Raw genomic sequence first — 17,219 nt, forward strand, 5'->3', positions numbered from 1 at the left:
CGGTCAGCACCTCCTCGTCGTCGTGGTGACACCTCCGAAGGTGACAGTCGAGGCAGGGCAGCGGCAGGGGCCGCCCGGGCCCCCGCCCAGGCCGTTCGCCCCCTGCCGTGGGCAAGGCGCGGCGCCCATGCTCGTGGAACAGCGTCAGTTGTCCGACGCCTCCGTACGAGGAGGGCATCATGGAGAGCACAACGTTCGGTGCCGCGCTCCTGGAGACCTGTGTCGCCGCCGCAGTCGCGGCGCCCTCGATCCACAACACCCAGCCATGGCGCTTCGGGGTGGACTCCGAGACCGCGACGTTCGAGGTGCGTGCAGATACCGGCAGGGGCATGCGGCACGTGGATCCCTCGGGCCGGGCCCTGCTCCTGTCCGTTGGTGCTTGCGTGTTCAACCTCCGGGTCGCGCTGGCCCACTTCGGTTGGTCACCTGTCACCCGTCTGCTGCCCAGCCCCGACGACCCCGACCTGCTCGCCACCGTGCGTCCCTCGGGGCTCACCGCCGGGAAGGGCGAGGAGCGGAACGCGGATCTCTACGAGGCGATCTGGCGCAGACACAGCAGTCGTTTCCCCTTCGCGCGCAGGCCGCTCCCCGCGGCCGTGCGGGAAGAACTCGGAGCGGCGGCCCAAGCGGAAGGCGCATCGCTGCGCTTCTTTGAAGGGGTGGACGTGACCCGTGTGCTGCGGCTGACCGCCGAGGCCGAACGACGCAACCGCCTGGACGCGCGCCGGGCGGCCGAGGGCCGACGCTGGGTGCACCGGGACCTGGAACCGGCGCCCGACACAGGTATGCCGAGAACCGCGCTGGGATCACAGGACGCCTGGGAGAGGCTCCCGTTGCGCGACTTCACCGCACAGCGGCATCCCGAACAGCTCCTCGCACGGCCCTTCGAGGTGAACCCGGTCATCGCCCTGCTCACCACCGAGCACGATCGCCGAGTCGACTGGCTGCGCGCCGGACAGGCCCTCGAACACGTCTGGCTCGTCGCGACGGCGCACGGGCTGCGCGCGTCTTTGATGCATCAGGCAGTCGAATGGGCGGACCTCCGTGACGCGCTGGCCGCCGCCCCCGGCGGCACCGCGCATCCGCACGTGCTCATACGCCTCGGATACGGCCCGCAGGGACCCGCCACCCCACGCCGGCGCAGTCGGGGTGCAGGGAAGGGCCGTCCGCCGGGGTGTGGGGCCTGACGGCCCAAGCGAAGCGGATGAGAACCGGACAAGCTGGATGTGCAGGACAGTCTCCGCACTCGAAAAGGACGGGGAGGAGCGTCATGAAAGGCTTCGTTTTCCACGGTCCCGGGCAGTCCGCCTGGGAAGAGGTCCCGGATCCGGCCGTCAAGGAACCCACCGACGCGATCGTGCGGGTCGACGCCGTCACGATCTGCGGCACGGATCTGCACATCCTCAAGGGCGACGTCCCCGAGGTGCGGCCGGGCACGGTCCTCGGCCACGAGGCCGTCGGTGAGATCGTGGAGGTCGGCAGCGACGTGCGGACCGTGCGTCCGGGCGACCGGGTGCTGGTGTCCTGCATCAGCTCCTGCGGCCGCTGCCGCTTCTGCCGCGAGGGCATGTACGGCCAGTGCCGCGGCGGCGGAGGCTGGATCCTCGGTCATCTGATCGACGGCACCCAGGCCGAGTACGTCCGCGTCCCCTACGCCGACCTGTCCGTGCACGCACTGCCCGGAGCGGTGGAGAGCAAGGACGCCGTGCTGCTGGCGGACATCTTCCCGACGTCGTACGAGGTCGGCGTCCTCAACGGACACGTGCGGCCCGGCGACACCGTCGCCGTCGTCGGCGCGGGACCCATCGGCCTCGCGGCGATCGCCACGGCACGTCTGTTCTCGCCCGAGCGGATCGTCGCCGTCGACCTGGCCGCGTCCCGGCTCGAGGCCGCCAAGCGACTGGGCGCCGACGCGGTGGCCGACGCCGCCGAGGACCCCGGGCAGCTGATCGCCGACCTCACCGACGGGCTCGGCGCGGACGTGGTCATCGAAGCGGTCGGGGTGCCGGAGAGCTTCGAACTGTGCACGCGCATGGTCCGCCCCGGCGGCCATGTGGCCAACATCGGCGTCCACGGCAGGCCCGCCACCCTCCACCTCGAAGACCTGTGGATCAAGAACGTGACCATCACCACCGGCCTGGTGGACACCCACTCCACCCCCACCCTGCTGCGCATGGCCGCCGCCGGCCGGCTGCCCACAGCGCAGCTGGTCACCCACACCTTCCCCCTCGACCGGATGGAGGAGGCGTACGACGTCTTCTCCCGGGCCGGCGACACCGGAGCCCTCAAGGTGGTACTGGGCGGCCAGCCGCACGACGAGGTCGCCGTCCCGGCCGCGTGACGGGCCATGGCCGAACAGGCCCAGGTGAACGTGACCGGGGGCGCGCCCCCGGGCGACCTGGACCGCCGCATCGCGGGTTGAGCAGGGACTCAGAGACGAGAAGGCAGATGGACGCCAACGACGGATTCCGCGAACTCGACCGGCAGGAGTGCCTGCGCCTGCTGGCCGGTGTGCCTGTGGGGCGCATCGTGTACACCCGGCAGGCGTTGCCCGCCGTGCTGCCGGTCAACTTCTGCCTGGACCACGACGACGCGGTGCTGGTGCGCACCTCGGTCTCCTCCGAACTCGTGAGCGCGATCGACGGAGCACTGGTCGCCTTCGAGGCCGACGAGGTCGACGCCGCCGCCCACTCCGGCTGGAGCGTCGTGGTCATGGGGTCGGCGACCCTCGTGAGGGACCCCGCCGAGCACGCGCGGCTGCTGCGGGCCGGGCCGCGTTCCTGGGCGCCGGCACCGCAGGAGGTCTTCGTGCGCATCGATCCCGAGCTGATCACCGGACGCGATCTCGTCGGCGGACGCACCCTGTACGGGGTGGACCTTCCCTCCTGATCGCCATGCCATCACACGATCCGAACGGCCCTTGGAACAAGGACCGTTCGGCGAAGGGGCGGGTACGGCCATGACATCGCGTCACATCGTCGTCGGAGTGGACGGCTCCCTCACGTCCGTAAGGGCGCTGGACCGGGCCGCGGCCGAGGCCGTCCGGCGCGGCAGCGCGCTGCGTGTGCTGTACGCGGTTCCCGACCGCGACGAGGCCGCACCGGTCCTGGGCTACGCCGTGTCACGCGCACACGCGCGGCATCCGGACCTGCCCGTGGAGAGTGTCGCGGCGGAGGGCGGTGCGGTGCGTGCGTTGACGCGCGAGAGCGCGGACGCGGACCTCATCGTCGTGGGAACACGCGGCCTGGGCGCGTTGACGGGCCCGGCGTTCGGTTCGGTGAGTCTGAGGCTGGCCGCGCTCGCGCAAGGACCGCTCCTGGTCGTCCGTGGGGACCACGCGGCTGACGACGGCCGGGACGTGCTGCTCGGCCTGGCGGACGACACGGACGAGCAGGCGGCGACGTACGCCTTCCAGGAGGCCGAGCGACGCGGTGCGCGGCTCCGTGTCGTGCACTGCCCGGGTCGTCGGCACATCACCCCCGAATTCCCCTCCCCGGTGCCGGCACGCAGTCCGGGCCGGGAACGGCCGGCCATGGAGGCCCGTGCGGAGGAGGCCGTACCGCGCCACGCCCTCGCCCGGCTGCAGGACCGGCACCCCGACGTCACGGTGGAAACGCTCACGGTGCGCGGCGCTCCCGCGGTCGAACTGCCGGCCGCGACCAAGGAGGCCGCCGTCGTCGTCATCGGCGCCCACCGCCGGACGAGCGCGCTCGGGCGGCGCCTGGGTCCCGTCGCCCACACACTGGTGCGACGGGCACACTGCCCGGTGGTCGTCGTCCCCCACGGATGACCGGCCCGCTCCACGTGATCACGCACCTTCCTGGAAAGGGGCTCGCTCATGGCGCGTACCGTCACCGTCGGTCTGGACGGCTCGGACGAAAGCCTGGCCGCGTCGCAATGGGCCGCGCGTGAGGCCGCGCTGTGCGGGATTCGGCTCCGCGTCGTGCATGTGGGGGAGCAACAACCCCACGACTACGTGCCGTTCGGCGGCGAACCGATTCCGCCGCCGGGGGTGGACCGGTCGGCCCGGCTGCTGATCGAGGCGAGGGCCCGGCTCGCCCACCGCCACCCCGGCGTACAGGTGAGCGCCGAGCAGATTCCCGGCCAACCGGTGCCGACCCTGGTCGCCCTCACGAGGCAGGCCGAGCTCCTGGTGCTCGGGTCGCGAGGCCTCGGCAGGGTCGCGGGCGTTCTCCTCGGCTCCGTGGCCCTGGCGGTCGTGGCCAGGGCCGAGGGACCGGTCGTCCTGGTCCGTGGAGTGGGGAGCGCGGGAGAGGAGTGCCGTCCGGGCGTCTTCGACAAGTCCGCCGACGCGACGCCGAACCGTGATGTGGTGCTCGGACTTGACCTGCGTGGCCCCGACGACCGTGTCCTCGCATACGCGTTCGCCGCCGCAGCCAGGCGGGCCGCAAGGCTGCGTGTGGTCCACGGCGGCGAACCTGCGGCCGACGCGAGGGAGGGGCCGGCCGAGGTGCTCCGTCCCTGGCGGGACAAGTTCCCGGGCGTCGAGGTGACCGGAGAAGCCGTGACCGGGGATGCGGGCGCACACCTGGTGGACGTCTCGCGTCATGCCTCGCTGGTCGTCCTGGGACGCCGCAAACGCGAGGGCGTGCTCGGCCCGCACATCGGCCCGGTGACACACACCGTCCTGCAACACGCGGCCGCGCCGGTCGCCGTGGTCCCGCACGGCTGACGCCGTTCAGGCCGACGGTGACGGACCGTCGACTGCGAGGCGGACCCCGGTGACCGGGTCGGGGCTGATGCGGACGGCATGGTCCTTCATGTGCGCGACCCGACGCCCATGACCGTGCCGCCGAGCATCTGCACGAGACGCCGGTAGGAGTCCCAGGCCGAGCACGGACGCGTCGTTGAGGGCTCGGTCCGATGCGCTGTCGCATCCCGCAGCCGACCACTACCGTGGCGCATGATCGGACCGGTGGGTGTCCGCGCGTTGAGGGGAACCTGGAGGAATACCGGTGGGAAGCCCCGAGGAGGCCCGCGTCCGGCTGCCTCAGCTGCGGCTGGACGAGCTGCTGGAGGAGCTGCAGGCGCGCCTGGACGCGGCTCGCGGCACGCGCGACCGGGTACACAGCCTGCTGGAGGCGGTGCTGTCGGTCGGCCGGGAGCTGGACCTCGAGCAGGCCCTGCACAGCATCGTGGAGGCCGCCGCCGTACTGGTCGACGCGGAGTACGCGGCGCTCGGCGTGATCGGCCCGGACGGCAGGAGGCTGTCCGCGTTCCACACGGTCGGGGTCAGCGAGGAGCAGATCGCCCGGATCGGCCCGTATCCGGAGGGGCACGGCATCCTGGGGGAGCTGATCCGTCATCCCGAGCCGCTGCGGCTGGCGAGGATCTCCGAGCACGCGGCCTCGCACGGCTTCCCGGCGCACCACCCGCCGATGAACACCTTCCTCGGCGTCCCGATCCGGGTGCGCGACCAGGTCTTCGGCAACCTGTACCTGACCGAGAAGCGGGGCGGCGCCCGGTTCGACTAGGAGGACGTCGCGGTCACGCTCACCCTGGCCGTGGCGGCCGGAGTCGCGATCGACAACGCGCGTCTGTACGAGGAGTCCCGGCTGCGGGAGCGCTGGCTGCGGGCGAACGCGGACATCACCCACAACCTGATGTCCGGCGGTGACCGCACCGAGGTCCTCTCGCTGATCGCCGAGCGGGCCCGCGAGATCACCGGAGCCGCCCTGGCGGCGGTCGCGCTGCCCATGGAGGACACCGGGACCCTCGCCGTGGAGATCGCCGTGGGCATGGACGCCGAGGCGCACCGGGGCCTCGTCCTGCCGATGGACAGCAGCCTGATGGGGCTGGCCTTCTCCGCCGCCGCCCCGGTCTCCACCGCGGACGTCGGCCATGACAGGCGGATCACCCTGGATCCACCGCGGTTCGGCGGGCTCGGCCCTGCCGTGGCCGTACCCATCGGCGCGGGCGAGGCGGGTCCGCAAGGCGTGGTCCTGCTGGCGCGGCAGGCCGGTCAGCCGGTGTTCTCGGTGGCCGAGACCGAGCCCCTGAAGGCCTTCGCCGCGCAGGCCGCCGTCGCGATGGAGCTGGCGCAGCGCCGCCAGGACGCCGAGGAGGTCGCGGTGCTCCAGGACCGCGACCGGATCGCCCGGGACCTGCACGACCTGGCGATCCAGCGGCTCTTCGCCACCGGCATGACCCTGCAGAGCGCCGGCCGCTTCATCGAGCACGAAGAGGCCTCCGCGCGCGTGGTGCGCGCCGTCGACGACCTCGACGAGACCATCAAGATCATCAGGTCGACGATCTTCGGCCTGCGCGCCCGGGAGGGCGTGGGGGAGGCCGGCCTGCGGGCGCGTGCCGTACGAGTGGTCGGCGAGGCGGCGCCGATCCTCGGCTTCGCCCCCAGTGTGCGCATGGAGGGCTTGCTGGACACCGATGTGGCGAAGGAGATCGCCGACCATGTGGTGGCGGTGCTCTCCGAGGCGCTGACCAACATCGCCCGCCACGCCCGGGCGGACCGGGCCGAGGTGCTCCTGGCCACGGACGGCCGGGAGGTGCGGCTGTCGGTTGGCGACAACGGCGTGGGAATCCCGGAGAGCGGCCGCCGCAGCGGACTGCGCAACATGGCCGAACGCGCCGAGCAGTTGGGTGGCCGTCTGGAGCTGGGGAAGCCCGAGGGCGGCGGCACCAGGCTGGTGTGGCGGGTGCCGGCGCAGAAGCGGTAGGGCCCCGGCGGGGTCGGAGGTCGGGTCCTTCCCGCCATCTTCAGCACACCACCAAGGACCGTACGGCCACCAGGGCCGACCGGCCCCTCGGACAAGGGTCGTTCCGGACCTCCGTACGGTTCCCTCGGCTCATGCGCCCGGCCGTGTCACGGAGTTTGCTGGTAGCAAGGAGAACGACCCCGACGAGGGAGGGCGAGCACAGTGGGTACCAGCCTCACACCGGAGTTCTGGGAGCGGTTCGCGGTACTGCTCGTGTTGGCGGCGGGCCTGACATGTGTCCTCGCCGCGGCCTTCGACGGTCTTGCCGTCCGGCTGTTGAGCCGTCGGACGCCCAGGACGCTGCCGCAGGCACCGCAGGCACCGCAGGCACCGCAGGCACCGCAGGCACCGCATCGGCCGGTTCGGAAGGAGCACCGCGCGTCGGTGCACTCATGACGTACCGGGCAGCCGTCGCTTCCGTGGGCCGGGGACCAAGTCCCCGGCCCACGCCGACACACCGACGGGCACACGGCACCGCGTCCTACGGGGTGCCGATCGGGCCGGTGAGATGACAGCGGACGTCGACGATTCCCTCGACGGCCCGCGCCAGACGTTCGGCCACCGGTATCAGCTCTGCTCCGTCCACCCATCCCGTGAGCGTCACGACGCCCTCGCGGACCTCGACCCGGATGTGGTCGGCGGGCAGGGGGAGCAGTCGGTCGACGACCTCACGCCGTACCTCCTCGGTGAGGTCCTCGTCGTCCCGCAGGAACACCTTGAGCAGATCCGAGCGGCTGACGACGCCCTCGAGCCTGCCCTCGGCGTCGATGACGGGCAGCCGCTTGACCTCGCGCCTGGCCATGATGCGGGCCGCCTCGGCCAGGGTGGTGGTGCCGTGCACGGTGACCGCCGGGCTGCTCATCAGTTCCTCGGCGGTCAGCGCGCCGGCTTTCGCCAGGTCGGACAGACGCCGGCGCTGGGTGAACCGGTCCGGATCATCGTCCCGGAACTCCTCCTTGGGCAGCAGGTCGGCTTCCGAGACGACCCCGATCACCCGCCCCTCGCCTTCGAGCACGGGCAGCGCGCTGACCTTCCACCGTTCCATGAGCCGGACGATCTCCTTGAACGGAGCGTCGCGGCCGACGGCGACGACGGCGCGTGTCATCACGTCGCTCACGACGTGCGGACCGGTTTCCATGATCTCCTCCTCGGAGCGCTACAGGAGGAGGGCATACCGACGGTGACGATCACTTCCGGAACTCCCGGTGGTCGTCGTCCTTGCCGAAGTAGTGCCGCTCCTCGACGAACTCCCGCTCACCGGGACGCAGGACCGCTCCCGGCGTCGACAGGAAGGCGATGAGCCCCAGGACGCCGACGGCCATCAGTGCGAAGCCGACGACGAACGAGCTGTAGCCGAACACCAGACAGGCGCCCAGCACGGTGGCGACGATCAGAAGGAGGGGGATCATGGCCGCTGTCCTTTCTTGCGCGCTCCCCGTTCAGAGCTTGCGCAGCCAGTCGTCGGCGACGCCGTGCACGGCCAGGCCGGTGGGCTGGGGGAGCTTGTCGTCGATGCGGTAGGAAAGGTGGTCGACGACGTCCACGACGCCGTCCAGCCGCCGTGTCATACCGACCGCGATCGGTATCTCGCTGCGCCGCTCCAGCTGACCGGTGAGCGTGACCACGCCGTTCCGCACGGCCGCCTCGACGGTGTACGGGGCCAGCCACAGTGTGTTGACGAAAACCCCCTGCTGCACGTCCCGCCGGATCTCGTCGTCGGTGCGCAGGAAGACCTGGAGCAGGTCCCGGCGCGTGACGATGCCGACGAGCACGCCCGCCCCGTCCACCACGGGCAGCCGCTCGACGCGGTGCGCCGTCATGAGCCGGGCGGCCTCGGCGACCGTGGCGTCGGCGCGCACGGTGACGGCGGGCTTCGACATCACCCCGCCGGCCGTCGTGGCACGGCTCCTGGCGCCGGCGCGCCGGGCGCGGGCACTGAACAGACGCCGACAGCGCGCCCGGACGCCGGCGGTCTCCGGCTCGTGCGCCTGACGCAGCACGAGGTCGGTCCCGGAGATCACACCGACGACCTTGCGATCCTCGTCGATCACCGGGAGCCCGCTGATGCGGTGCTCCTCGAGCAGGCGCACCACTTCCTTGAACGGCGTGTCGCACCGTGCGGTGACGACATCGCCGACCATGAGAGCGCCTGTCCTCGTGGGCTTCATGGCCGAGCCTCGCTTTCGTGGGTGGCGGTGGTCACGACCCCCTTTCAGGGGCCTCGACTTCAGCTTCCCGCCACGGGTGCGCGGACCACATGGGCCGGACGTCCCCGCCGAGGGCCGACCCGTCCCTCGTACGGCCCGCCCGCCGGTGCGACCGTGAAAGTGGACCCCTGCGCTGCACGGAAGGCGGTGGGAACGATGACGCTTCCCCTGGTGTCGGGCGTCGACGGATCCGATGCGAGTCTGTCGGCGGTCGACTGGGCGGTGGACGAGGCCGCCCGGCACGGAATCCCCCTGCGTCTGGTGCACGCCTCGCGCTGGGAGCGCTATGAACGAGCCGTTCCGACCGGCAGCCTCAGCCGTCCGTCCGAGCGTGTGCTCGTCGAGAACCTCGTCGCCTCCGCGGCCGAACGCGCCGGGCGGCGCAACCCCGAGGTGAAGATCATCACCGACATCGTCCCCGACGACGCCGTCGACGCCCTCCTGAGCGAGAGCGACAACGCCTTCGCCCTGGTGACGGGCTCGCGAGGCCGCGGTGCGCTGAAAGGCCTGCTCCTCGGCTCCGTCGGCCTGGCCGTCGCGGCCCGCGCGCACTGCCCGGTGATCGTGGTCCGGGGCGACAAGGCGGCCCTGGCCGGCTCCCACGAGCGGATCCTGCTGGGTGCGGGCGAACCCGTGACCGGCGCCGAGGCCGTACGCTTCGCCTTCCGCGAGGCCGAGGCACGGGGCTGCACCCTGGACGTCGTACGGGCATGGCGCTTCCCCGCGCACGCGAGCGCCGGCGATCCCGCGCTCGCGAACGAACCGGTGCGTCGGTACGAGGAGCAGGCCTCGGCCCTGCTCGACACGCTGCTGTGGGACGCCATGGCAGACCATCCCGGTGTCCGGGTGCGGCGGGTCACGGCCGAGGGGCCGGCCCACAGCGTCCTCGTACGCCGCTCGGCAGCCGCCGACCTGGTGGTCGTGGGGGCCCGCCGCAGGTACGGCCACCTCGGGCTCCAGCTGGGCCGGGTGAGCCACACCCTGCTCCACCACGCGGACTGCCCGGTGGCGGTCGTGCCGCAGACGGCGTGAACGTCGTACGTGCCCTTCGACTCCGGCGCCGACTACCTCTATGCCGCGGGGGTGCCTGTCGGCGCGGCCTCCGCGTCGGGGCATGCCGGGTGCACAGGGGCCGTACGGCCCGCGGAGGGGACCGGGCAGCCTCTGCCCCCGCCCGGGGCCGCGGAGTGACGCTGGTACCGGATGACAGACCGAGCGTGGGAGGTGCCGAGATGCTGCGACCCGTTGTCGCCGGAGTCGACGGATCCGCCGAGAGCCTGGCCGCTGCCGCATGGGCGGCTCGCGAGGCCGAGCGGCGGGACAAGCCGCTCCACCTGGTGCACGCCTGGGACTGGCACCCCCGCCGGCAGGAACGCGAGATCGCCAGTGCCGCCCAGCGGCATCTCGCCCGGCGTTCCCTGCGGCAGGCGGAGGAGCACGTCCGTGCCGAGTGCCCCGAAGTCCGTCTCACCGAGGAGCAGAGGGAAGGCCCGGCCGTCGCCGCCCTGCTGAAGGCCGCGGACGAGGCGGAGCTGATGGTCCTGGGCTCCCGCGGACTGAGCGGCTTCACCGGATTCCTCGTGGGATCCGTCGCCCTCGGCGTGGTCGCGAAGGCGACGTGTCCCGTCGTCCTCGTCCGGAAGGACGAGGAGGCGGCCGACGAACACCTGCCGGCCGGCGACGGAAGCGCCTCGACGGACACCGGTTACGAGGACGTCGTGCTCGCCGTCGACCTGGCCGAGGCCTGCGACGAGGTCATCGAGTTCGCCTTCGAGGCTGCCCGGCTTCGGCACGCCCGGTTGCGCGCCGTGCACGCCTGGCAGGCGTCCGGCCCCGTCTCCCTCGGATCCGGCGACATCGGACTGGTCAAGGACACCTGGCAGGGCGAGGAGTGGTTGGGCTTCCTCAAGGCCGTGCTCCAGGTGTGGCGCGACAAGTACCCCGACGTGGAGGTCCTGGCGACGGTCGTGGACGAGAAGCCGTCCACCGCGCTCGTGCGGGCCGCGACCGGAGCGAGCCTCCTCGTCGTCGGCCACCGCCTCGCCGAACGTCCCGTCGGCCCCCGCACCGGACCCGTCACCCATGCCGCGGTCCACCACGTCGGCTGCCCCGTGGCCGTCGTCCCTCATTTCTAGTCGTCCCCCGCTTCTGGAGGAGGTGAGGGTCATGACGAGGCCGGTCGTGGCCGCTCCGGACGGTTCGAAGGAGAGCCTGGCCGCGGCCGACCGGGCGGCCGGGGAGGCCCTTCGTCGCGGACCGCCGCTCCGTCCGGTGCACACCTGGGAGGGCCCCGGCGCCCTTCCCGACGGTTCGGGAGCGGCCTCGGGGGAGACCCGCCTTCACGCCTGGCACCAGGCCCCGACCCGCCCGTCGGGGACCCGGGCCGGAGAAAGGGTGTTCCCGATGATGTCCGACGTCCGCGCAGACCCCTGCCACGCATCCACCTACCTGGTCCGAGCCGCCGTCACCGCTCCGTCTCCGTACAACACGCAGCCCTGGACCTTCGTCGCCGAGGGCGGGGACAGGGGCATCGAAGTGCATGCGGACGGGGCCCGGAGGCTTCCTCTCGCAGACCCTGTCGGCCGGGAACTGGTCATCAGTTGCGGAGCTGCCCTCTTCAACGTCCGGCTGGCCGTCCGCCATCTGGGCTTTGCCCCGGTCGTCGCGTACTTCCCGCGCCCGGCGGACCCGGCGTTCCTGGCCCGGGTGGCGTGGGGCGCCTACCGGCGTCCCTCACCCGAGGACGAGCGCCTGTTCGGTGCCCTTCGGCGCCGCCACACGGTGTGCGGGCCGTTCCTGGCGGAGCCGTTGCCCCGGTCACTGGCCGACGAACTGCGTGATCACGCACACCGCGCGGGCGCCACGCTGGACTTCGTCACCGACCGGGCGGGCCGACGGCACCTGGCCGAGCTGGTCCGGCTCGCCGAGGACGCGCACAGGTCCCGTCCGGAGTACGCCGCCGAGCAGAGACGGTGGACACGATGGCCCGGCGAGCCGCGGTACGACGGGATCCCCGTCGACACCGACGGGACACACCCGGATGTCACGATCTTTTCCGGACGCGACTACGTCGGCCTCACCCGGATGTTCCCCACGCCTCCGCAGCGATGGCCCTCGCGAACCGGACCGGTCGCGATCCTCAGCACGGACCGTGACGACCCCGCGGCCTGGCTGCGGGCAGGTGAGGCCCTCCAGCGGGTCCTGCTCGAAGCGGCGGACCACGGGGTCATGGCGGCCTTCCACACGCAGCCGCTGGAAGTGCCGTCCCTGAGGGTGAGGATCCGGCAGACACTCAGCGGCGGGGCCTTCCCGCAGATGATCTTCCGCCTCGGGTATCCGCCGTGTGTACGGCCGCTGCCCCGGCGCCCGGTCGCCGAGGTCCTCAGGACGGCCGACGGCGAGCCGACCTGAGTCGCGCGCCCCCGTCTCGGTCATGCGGCCGACGGCGACGGTGCTCCGAGCGTGGTGCAGCACCGCGTGGGCCACCGGCCCGAGTTTCCCTGTCCGGCGGGACGGACGGCGACGGCGTCCCACCACGGTGAGCCGACCCGCGGGTTGCGGCGGCCGGCAGGGCGTGTGCGGCCGATCCCTTGACCACCTGCTCCGCGACGGGGACGTACGGGAATCTCCGGTGCCACCTGGCAACGGTGTCGGTGGGCCGGGTGCGTTCCATCGGTTCCATCGACTCGCTGCGGCCGCCGCCGTGTTGGTCCCGACAGCGGGACCGCCGGCTCGGACGGTGACCGTCGGGCACCGGACCAGGCCCGGCACCAGGGGCAGCCGCCTGCGGGCCGCCTCGTCGGCGACCCACCACACGGCCGTCATCCAGAAAGCCCCGAGCCCCGAGCCTCCGGCCACAGGGCCGGACGGTGTGCTTCGGGGACCGAGCGGCCCCTGCCGGAGCGCTCCGCGCGAGGGGACCGTGGAGTCAGGAGGCAGGACAGGGCCGCCGGACCCGTCGGGACCGGCAGCACAAGGCTGTCCGCCGTCGCGCCGGGGAGCACCACCGCTCCGGTTCCGAGGTGCTCGAGGGAAGGGGGAGCTGTCATGAGCGGCCCTGTACTGGTGGGAGTGGACGGCTCGGCAACGGGCTTGGCCGCGGTGGAGGCGGCCGCGCGGGAGGCCGAACGGCTGGGGGTGGGGCTCCGACTGGCGCACGCCTGCGAGTGGCCGGCGGCCCAGGTACCGCCGGGAGTGCCCCCGTGGGATCCGGACGGCACCGGGGCGCGAGGCCCGGCGAACGGCGCGCTCGCGGAGGCCGAGCGCCGGGCCCGCAGCGCGGCGCCCGGTGTGCGGGTCACGTACACGGTCCTCATGGGTGAGCCGGCGGCGGTGCTGGAGACCGAGTCCCACCGCGCGTCGCTCACCGTCGTCGGCAGCCGCCCCATGAGCCGGTCCCGCGGCGGACGACGCGGCTCGGTGGCCGCCCGGCTCGCCGCCCACGGAGGTTCTCCGGTACTGATGGTCCGGGGCGGGCCGGACCCGGCCGGTCCCGTCGTCCTGGCCTGCGACGACGGTCACGTCGGTCGGCAGGCAGCGGAGTTCGCCTTCGCCGAGGCATCGGCCCGCGCAACGGACTTAGTGGTGCTGAACGGGTTCGCGACGCGGAACGGACGGCCCCAGGACCGGCCCGACGACTCATGGGCCGCGCTGCGGGAGAAGTACGGAGACGTCTCCGTACGCCGTCCCCGAGTCCGGGGCGGGACCCGCCGAGCGGTCATCGAAGCGAGCGCGCACGCGCAGCTCGTCGTGATCGGAACGCGGCGCCTGGGCGGATGGACCGCCGCCCGGCCCGTCACGGTCAGCCGAGTGGCCCTGCGGCACTCCGGTTGCCCTGTCGCGGTGATCCAGGAAGAGGGACGGGACCGGTGGACGCGTACCGGCTGGCCGAACCGGCCCGGCGCCCGGAGTGGCTGAAGTTCCCGGACCGGTTCCGCGACTGGCTCATCGGCATCCTGCTGGTCGCCGCCGTGGTGGCCGCCGCCATGAGCGACATCAAGGACGCACGTCCCTGACCCGCGGCCGTGCCGAGAGGATCGTCACGGGCACCGGTATGAGCACCGAACCGGGCGCGATCGCCGTCGAGTTGCGCTCCGGGACCGAGTCGTCCAGTCCTTGCCGCGCTGATCACCGACCCGGCCCGGGACGACGTCATGGCGCTGGGCACGGCGGGGCTGCTCGCCCTTTCCCGTGAGAGCGTCGGCACGGAGACGGCACAGACGATGGCGTTCACCACCTTCGTACTGTTCCAGCTGTTCAACGCGCTCAACGCCCGCGCGGACGACGGCACCGTGCCGTTGGACGCGGCGCAGTGGGCGGCGTGCCTCGCCACGGCGTCCTCCGGGTGAGCCGGGGCCCACGGACCCCCCGAACAGGGGCCGTTCGGCCCCTGCGACCGCTCCGGCGTACAGGTGAGGCTGGTGCGACCGGTTCGGGACGAACGTTCGCGGGAGGTGCCATGGACGCTGTGCGCGGACTCGTGGCCGACTCCTGGCGGCGCTGCCAGGCGTGCGGTGTACATCCCGACGGCAGCCGTCCGCCACCGCTGCGATGGGCGTCCGAAGGACTGAACGCCCATCGCGGGTCCCATCCGCTCGCCGCCGTGCTTCCCCTGTTCCGGGAAGTGCTGGGCTCCGGCGCCGCCGACGACGGGCATGTGTTCGCGGTCGGGGACGCGGACGGCACCCTGCTCTGGGTCGAGGGCGACGCCGGGGCCATGAGACGGGCCGAGCGTATGCGCTTCGTAGAGGGAGCCGTCTGGTCGGAGCGACAGGCCGGCACCAACGCTCCGGGTACGGCACTGGAGTTGGGCCGCCCGGTGCAGATCGTGACGGGTGAGCACTTCAGCGCCGCCGTGCACGGCTGGTCCTGCGCCGCAGCCCCGGTGCGCGATCCCGTCACGGGCAACGTGCTCGGCGTGGTCGACCTGTCCGGCGGCGCCACCATCGCCACACCGCCGGCCCTGGCCGCGGTACGTGCCGCCGCGCTGGCGGCCGAGGCACAGCTGGCACGGATGCCGTCCGTGCCACTCCTCGGACCGGACAGCCACGGTACGTCGACCCCCCACGGGCTCCGCCTGTGGGCGCTGGGCAGGGACGGCGCCCTGCTGGAGCGCGCGGGCCGGGTGCGCCGCCTCAGCCCGCGGCACAGCGAGATCGTGCTGGTGCTGGCCCTGGCGGGCCGGGGCGTCACGGGCGACCGGCTCGCCGTGGACCTCTCGGAACGTGAGCTGCCCGCCTCCACACTGCGCGCCGAAATGACCCGTCTGCGCGCCGTGCTGGGACCGGACCTGCTCGGCTCCCGTCCGTACGCGCTGCTGTGCCCCGTGCGGACCGACGTCGACGAGGTGTCCCGGCTGCTGGCCGAGGGCCGGGTCGGCGAGGCGCTGGCCCGCTACCCCGGCCCGCTGCTGCCGCGTTCGGAGGCACCGGCCGTCGTGGCGCACCGCCGTTGCCTGGAACAGCAGTTGCGCGGCGCCGTCCTCGGCAGCGGTGACGCCGGGCTGCTGCGCCGCTGGGTCATGGCGGACTGGGGCTCCGAAGACCTCGGTGCCTGGGCCGCCCTGGCCCGGATCCTGCCGGCCGGCTCGCCGCAGCACGCGGCGGCTGCCGCGCGGGCCCGCGCGCTGAACCTGGAGACGGCCGTGTTCCCCCAGGTCCGGCGGCATGCAGCGGTGTTGCAGCGTTCCCCCTCCTAGCGTTCCGAGTATCACCCCGATCGTCGTGATCGGACGTCATCCGAGAGGAGACGGCCATGAGGTACGAGCCTCCGGGCGCGCCGGGCAGTCCCGTCGACGTCGCGCCCCGCTACGAGAACTTCATCGGCGGCAAGTGGCAGGCGCCCACCACCGGCCAGTACACGCCCAACCTGAGCCCCGCCACCGCCAAGCCCATCTGCGAGATCCCGAAGTCCGGGGCCGAGGACATCGAACACGCCCTGGACGCCGCGCACGCCGCCAAGGACAAGTGGGGCGAGGCCTCCACGGCCCAACGGGCCGCGGTCCTCAACCGGATGGCCGACGCCATCGACGCCCACCGCGAGGAACTCGCCGTCGCCGAGAGCTGGGAGAACGGCAAGCCGGTCCGCGAGACGCTGGCCGCCGACATCCCCCTCGCCGCCGACCACTTCCGCTACTTCGCCGCCGCGATCCGCGCGCAGCAGAGCGAGATCACCGAGATCGACAAGGAGACCATCGCCTACCACTTCCACGAGCCGCTCGGCGTGGTCGGGCAGATCATCCCGTTCAACTTCCCGCTGCTGATGGCCGCGTGGAAGCTCGCCCCGGCGCTCGCCGCCGGCAACGCCACGGTGATCAAGCCCGCCTCCCCGACCCCGTGGTCGATCCTGAAGCTGATGGAGGTCGTCGGCGACATCGTGCCGCCCGGAGTCCTCAACGTCGTCAACGGCCCCGGCGCCGAGATCGGCAAGGCGCTCGCCACCAACAAGCGCATCGCCAAGGTCGCCTTCACCGGCGAGACCACCACGGGCCGCCTGATCATGCAGTACGCGTCCCAGAACATCATCCCCGTCACCCTGGAGCTGGGCGGCAAGTCGCCGAACATCTTCTTCAACGACGTGGCCGCGGCCGACGACGACTTCCTGAACAAGGCCGTCGAGGGACTCGTCCTGTACGCGTTCAACAAGGGCGAGGTCTGCACCTGCCCCTCGCGCGCCCTCATCCAGGAGGACATCTACGAGGAGTTCATGGGCCGCTGCCTGGAGCGCATCCGCGCCATCCGGCAGGGCGACCCGCTGGACACCGCGACCATGATCGGCCCCCAGGTGTCGAAGCAGCAGGTCGAGAAGATCGCCTCGTACGTCGACATCGGCGTCAAGGAGGGCGCCGAACTGCTGATCGGCGGCCACCGGCCCACGCTCGACGGGGAGTTCGCGAACGGCTTCTTCTACGAGCCGACCGTCCTCAAGGGCCACAACAGGATGAGGGTCTTCCAGGAGGAGATCTTCGGCCCCGTCCTCGCGGTCACCACCTTCAAGGACGAAGCCGAGGCCCTCGCGATCGCCAACGACTCGCTGTACGGCCTCGGGGCCGGCGTGTGGACCCGCGACGGCGCCCTCGCGTACCGCATGGGCCGCGCCGTCAAGGCCGGCCGGGTCTGGACGAACTGCTACCACCAGTACCCCGCCGGTGCCGCGTTCGGCGGCTACAAGGTCTCCGGCATCGGCCGCGAGAACCACCAGATGATGCTCGAGCACTACAGCCAGACCAAGAACCTCCTGGTCAGCTACGGCACCAAGCCGCTCGGGCTGTTCTAGGAAG

16 protein-coding genes and 1 pseudogene are annotated in these 17,219 nt (G+C 72.4%); 14 read left to right on the forward strand and 3 right to left on the reverse strand.

What is annotated here, in order from left to right; translation table 11 throughout:
• The first annotated feature begins 179 nt into the window (after positions 1-179).
• The 6 genes and pseudogenes from ACYQ8Q_RS43630 to ACYQ8Q_RS43655 all read left to right on the forward strand — a co-directional run bounded on the left by ACYQ8Q_RS43630 (position 180) and on the right by ACYQ8Q_RS43655 (position 6,695).
• Positions 180-1,187, forward strand: a complete 1,008-nt coding sequence (locus ACYQ8Q_RS43630; protein WP_460072836.1) for an Acg family FMN-binding oxidoreductase — start codon at positions 180-182, stop codon at positions 1,185-1,187.
• An 83-nt stretch (positions 1,188-1,270) separates the two neighbouring features.
• Positions 1,271-2,341, forward strand: coding sequence for a zinc-dependent alcohol dehydrogenase family protein (locus ACYQ8Q_RS43635; protein WP_460072837.1), 1,071 nt, complete (start codon positions 1,271-1,273; stop codon positions 2,339-2,341).
• A 107-nt stretch (positions 2,342-2,448) separates the two neighbouring features.
• On the forward strand, positions 2,449-2,889 hold the full coding sequence (locus tag ACYQ8Q_RS43640; protein ID WP_460072839.1) for a pyridoxamine 5'-phosphate oxidase family protein: 441 nt from the start codon (positions 2,449-2,451) through the stop codon (positions 2,887-2,889).
• 70 nt (positions 2,890-2,959) lie between these two features.
• Positions 2,960-3,790 (forward strand): universal stress protein, encoded by an 831-nt coding sequence (locus ACYQ8Q_RS43645; RefSeq protein ID WP_460072841.1) that lies wholly within the window; start codon positions 2,960-2,962, stop codon positions 3,788-3,790.
• Between the two features lie 48 nt (positions 3,791-3,838).
• Positions 3,839-4,693 (forward strand): universal stress protein, encoded by an 855-nt coding sequence (locus ACYQ8Q_RS43650; protein ID WP_460072843.1) that lies wholly within the window; start codon positions 3,839-3,841, stop codon positions 4,691-4,693.
• Positions 4,694-4,976: 283 nt separating this feature from the next.
• Positions 4,977-6,695 (forward strand): annotated as a pseudogene (locus tag ACYQ8Q_RS43655) (sensor histidine kinase).
• Between the two features lie 520 nt (positions 6,696-7,215).
• Here ACYQ8Q_RS43655 and ACYQ8Q_RS43660 read toward each other — a convergent pair.
• Genes ACYQ8Q_RS43660 through ACYQ8Q_RS43670 form a run of 3 tightly spaced genes read right to left on the reverse strand, consistent with a single transcriptional unit; the run spans position 7,216 to position 8,875 of the window.
• A complete protein-coding gene (locus tag ACYQ8Q_RS43660; RefSeq protein WP_460072845.1) occupies positions 7,216-7,872 on the reverse strand; it encodes a CBS domain-containing protein in 657 nt (218 codons plus the stop codon).
• A gap of 49 nt (positions 7,873-7,921) precedes the next feature.
• Complete coding sequence (locus tag ACYQ8Q_RS43665; protein WP_460072846.1) at positions 7,922-8,143, reverse strand: hypothetical protein; 222 nt, start codon at positions 8,141-8,143, stop codon at positions 7,922-7,924.
• Positions 8,144-8,173: 30 nt separating this feature from the next.
• Positions 8,174-8,875: a CBS domain-containing protein gene (locus ACYQ8Q_RS43670; protein WP_460072847.1), complete on the reverse strand. Its 702-nt coding sequence runs from the start codon at positions 8,873-8,875 to the stop codon at positions 8,174-8,176.
• 222 nt (positions 8,876-9,097) lie between these two features.
• Between ACYQ8Q_RS43670 and ACYQ8Q_RS43675 the strand changes: the two genes are divergently transcribed.
• From ACYQ8Q_RS43675 to ACYQ8Q_RS43710, 8 genes are all read left to right on the forward strand, one after another.
• Positions 9,098-9,973, forward strand: a complete 876-nt coding sequence (locus ACYQ8Q_RS43675) for a universal stress protein (protein ID WP_460072849.1) — start codon at positions 9,098-9,100, stop codon at positions 9,971-9,973.
• A gap of 200 nt (positions 9,974-10,173) precedes the next feature.
• Positions 10,174-11,076 carry a universal stress protein gene (locus ACYQ8Q_RS43680; RefSeq protein WP_460072851.1) on the forward strand — a complete coding sequence of 301 codons (903 nt, stop codon included), beginning with the start codon at positions 10,174-10,176 and terminating at the stop codon, positions 11,074-11,076.
• A 31-nt stretch (positions 11,077-11,107) separates the two neighbouring features.
• On the forward strand, positions 11,108-12,352 hold the full coding sequence (locus ACYQ8Q_RS43685) for an Acg family FMN-binding oxidoreductase (protein ID WP_460072853.1): 1,245 nt from the start codon (positions 11,108-11,110) through the stop codon (positions 12,350-12,352).
• 636 nt (positions 12,353-12,988) lie between these two features.
• A complete protein-coding gene (locus ACYQ8Q_RS43690; RefSeq protein WP_460072855.1) occupies positions 12,989-13,858 on the forward strand; it encodes a universal stress protein in 870 nt (289 codons plus the stop codon).
• On the forward strand, positions 13,810-13,956 hold the full coding sequence (locus ACYQ8Q_RS43695) for a cation-transporting P-type ATPase (RefSeq protein ID WP_460072857.1): 147 nt from the start codon (positions 13,810-13,812) through the stop codon (positions 13,954-13,956). Before ACYQ8Q_RS43690 ends, ACYQ8Q_RS43695 begins: the two co-directional genes overlap by 49 nt.
• Before the next feature lie 138 nt (positions 13,957-14,094).
• Positions 14,095-14,289 (forward strand): cation transporting ATPase C-terminal domain-containing protein, encoded by a 195-nt coding sequence (locus ACYQ8Q_RS43700; RefSeq protein WP_460072858.1) that lies wholly within the window; start codon positions 14,095-14,097, stop codon positions 14,287-14,289.
• 110 nt (positions 14,290-14,399) lie between these two features.
• A complete protein-coding gene (locus tag ACYQ8Q_RS43705) occupies positions 14,400-15,638 on the forward strand; it encodes a GAF domain-containing protein (protein ID WP_460072859.1) in 1,239 nt (412 codons plus the stop codon).
• Between the two features lie 56 nt (positions 15,639-15,694).
• Complete coding sequence (locus ACYQ8Q_RS43710; protein WP_460072861.1) at positions 15,695-17,215, forward strand: aldehyde dehydrogenase family protein; 1,521 nt, start codon at positions 15,695-15,697, stop codon at positions 17,213-17,215.
• Positions 17,216-17,219: the final 4 nt, after the last annotated feature.

The sequence above is a fragment of the Streptomyces sp. YKOK-I1 genome, assembly GCF_054660435.1.

Bases quoted from the DNA above. Each gene is read 5' to 3' on its own strand.
- ACYQ8Q_RS43660 (WP_460072845.1), bottom strand. From the start codon at position 7,872: ATGGAAACCGGTCCGCACGTCGTGAGCGACGTGATGACACGCGCCGTC.
- ACYQ8Q_RS43680 (WP_460072851.1), top strand. From the start codon at position 10,174: ATGCTGCGACCCGTTGTCGCCGGAGTCGACGGATCCGCCGAGAGCCTG.
- ACYQ8Q_RS43675 (WP_460072849.1), top strand. From the start codon at position 9,098: ATGACGCTTCCCCTGGTGTCGGGCGTCGACGGATCCGATGCGAGTCTG.
- ACYQ8Q_RS43645 (WP_460072841.1), top strand. From the start codon at position 2,960: ATGACATCGCGTCACATCGTCGTCGGAGTGGACGGCTCCCTCACGTCC.
- ACYQ8Q_RS43650 (WP_460072843.1), top strand. From the start codon at position 3,839: ATGGCGCGTACCGTCACCGTCGGTCTGGACGGCTCGGACGAAAGCCTG.
- ACYQ8Q_RS43670 (WP_460072847.1), bottom strand. From the start codon at position 8,875: ATGGTCGGCGATGTCGTCACCGCACGGTGCGACACGCCGTTCAAGGAA.
- ACYQ8Q_RS43635 (WP_460072837.1), top strand. From the start codon at position 1,271: ATGAAAGGCTTCGTTTTCCACGGTCCCGGGCAGTCCGCCTGGGAAGAG.
- ACYQ8Q_RS43700 (WP_460072858.1), top strand. From the start codon at position 14,095: ATGGCGCTGGGCACGGCGGGGCTGCTCGCCCTTTCCCGTGAGAGCGTC.
- ACYQ8Q_RS43710 (WP_460072861.1), top strand. From the start codon at position 15,695: ATGAGGTACGAGCCTCCGGGCGCGCCGGGCAGTCCCGTCGACGTCGCG.
- ACYQ8Q_RS43665 (WP_460072846.1), bottom strand. From the start codon at position 8,143: ATGATCCCCCTCCTTCTGATCGTCGCCACCGTGCTGGGCGCCTGTCTG.
- ACYQ8Q_RS43690 (WP_460072855.1), top strand. From the start codon at position 12,989: ATGAGCGGCCCTGTACTGGTGGGAGTGGACGGCTCGGCAACGGGCTTG.
- ACYQ8Q_RS43640 (WP_460072839.1), top strand. From the start codon at position 2,449: ATGGACGCCAACGACGGATTCCGCGAACTCGACCGGCAGGAGTGCCTG.
- ACYQ8Q_RS43685 (WP_460072853.1), top strand. From the start codon at position 11,108: ATGACGAGGCCGGTCGTGGCCGCTCCGGACGGTTCGAAGGAGAGCCTG.
- ACYQ8Q_RS43705 (WP_460072859.1), top strand. From the start codon at position 14,400: ATGGACGCTGTGCGCGGACTCGTGGCCGACTCCTGGCGGCGCTGCCAG.
- ACYQ8Q_RS43630 (WP_460072836.1), top strand. From the start codon at position 180: ATGGAGAGCACAACGTTCGGTGCCGCGCTCCTGGAGACCTGTGTCGCC.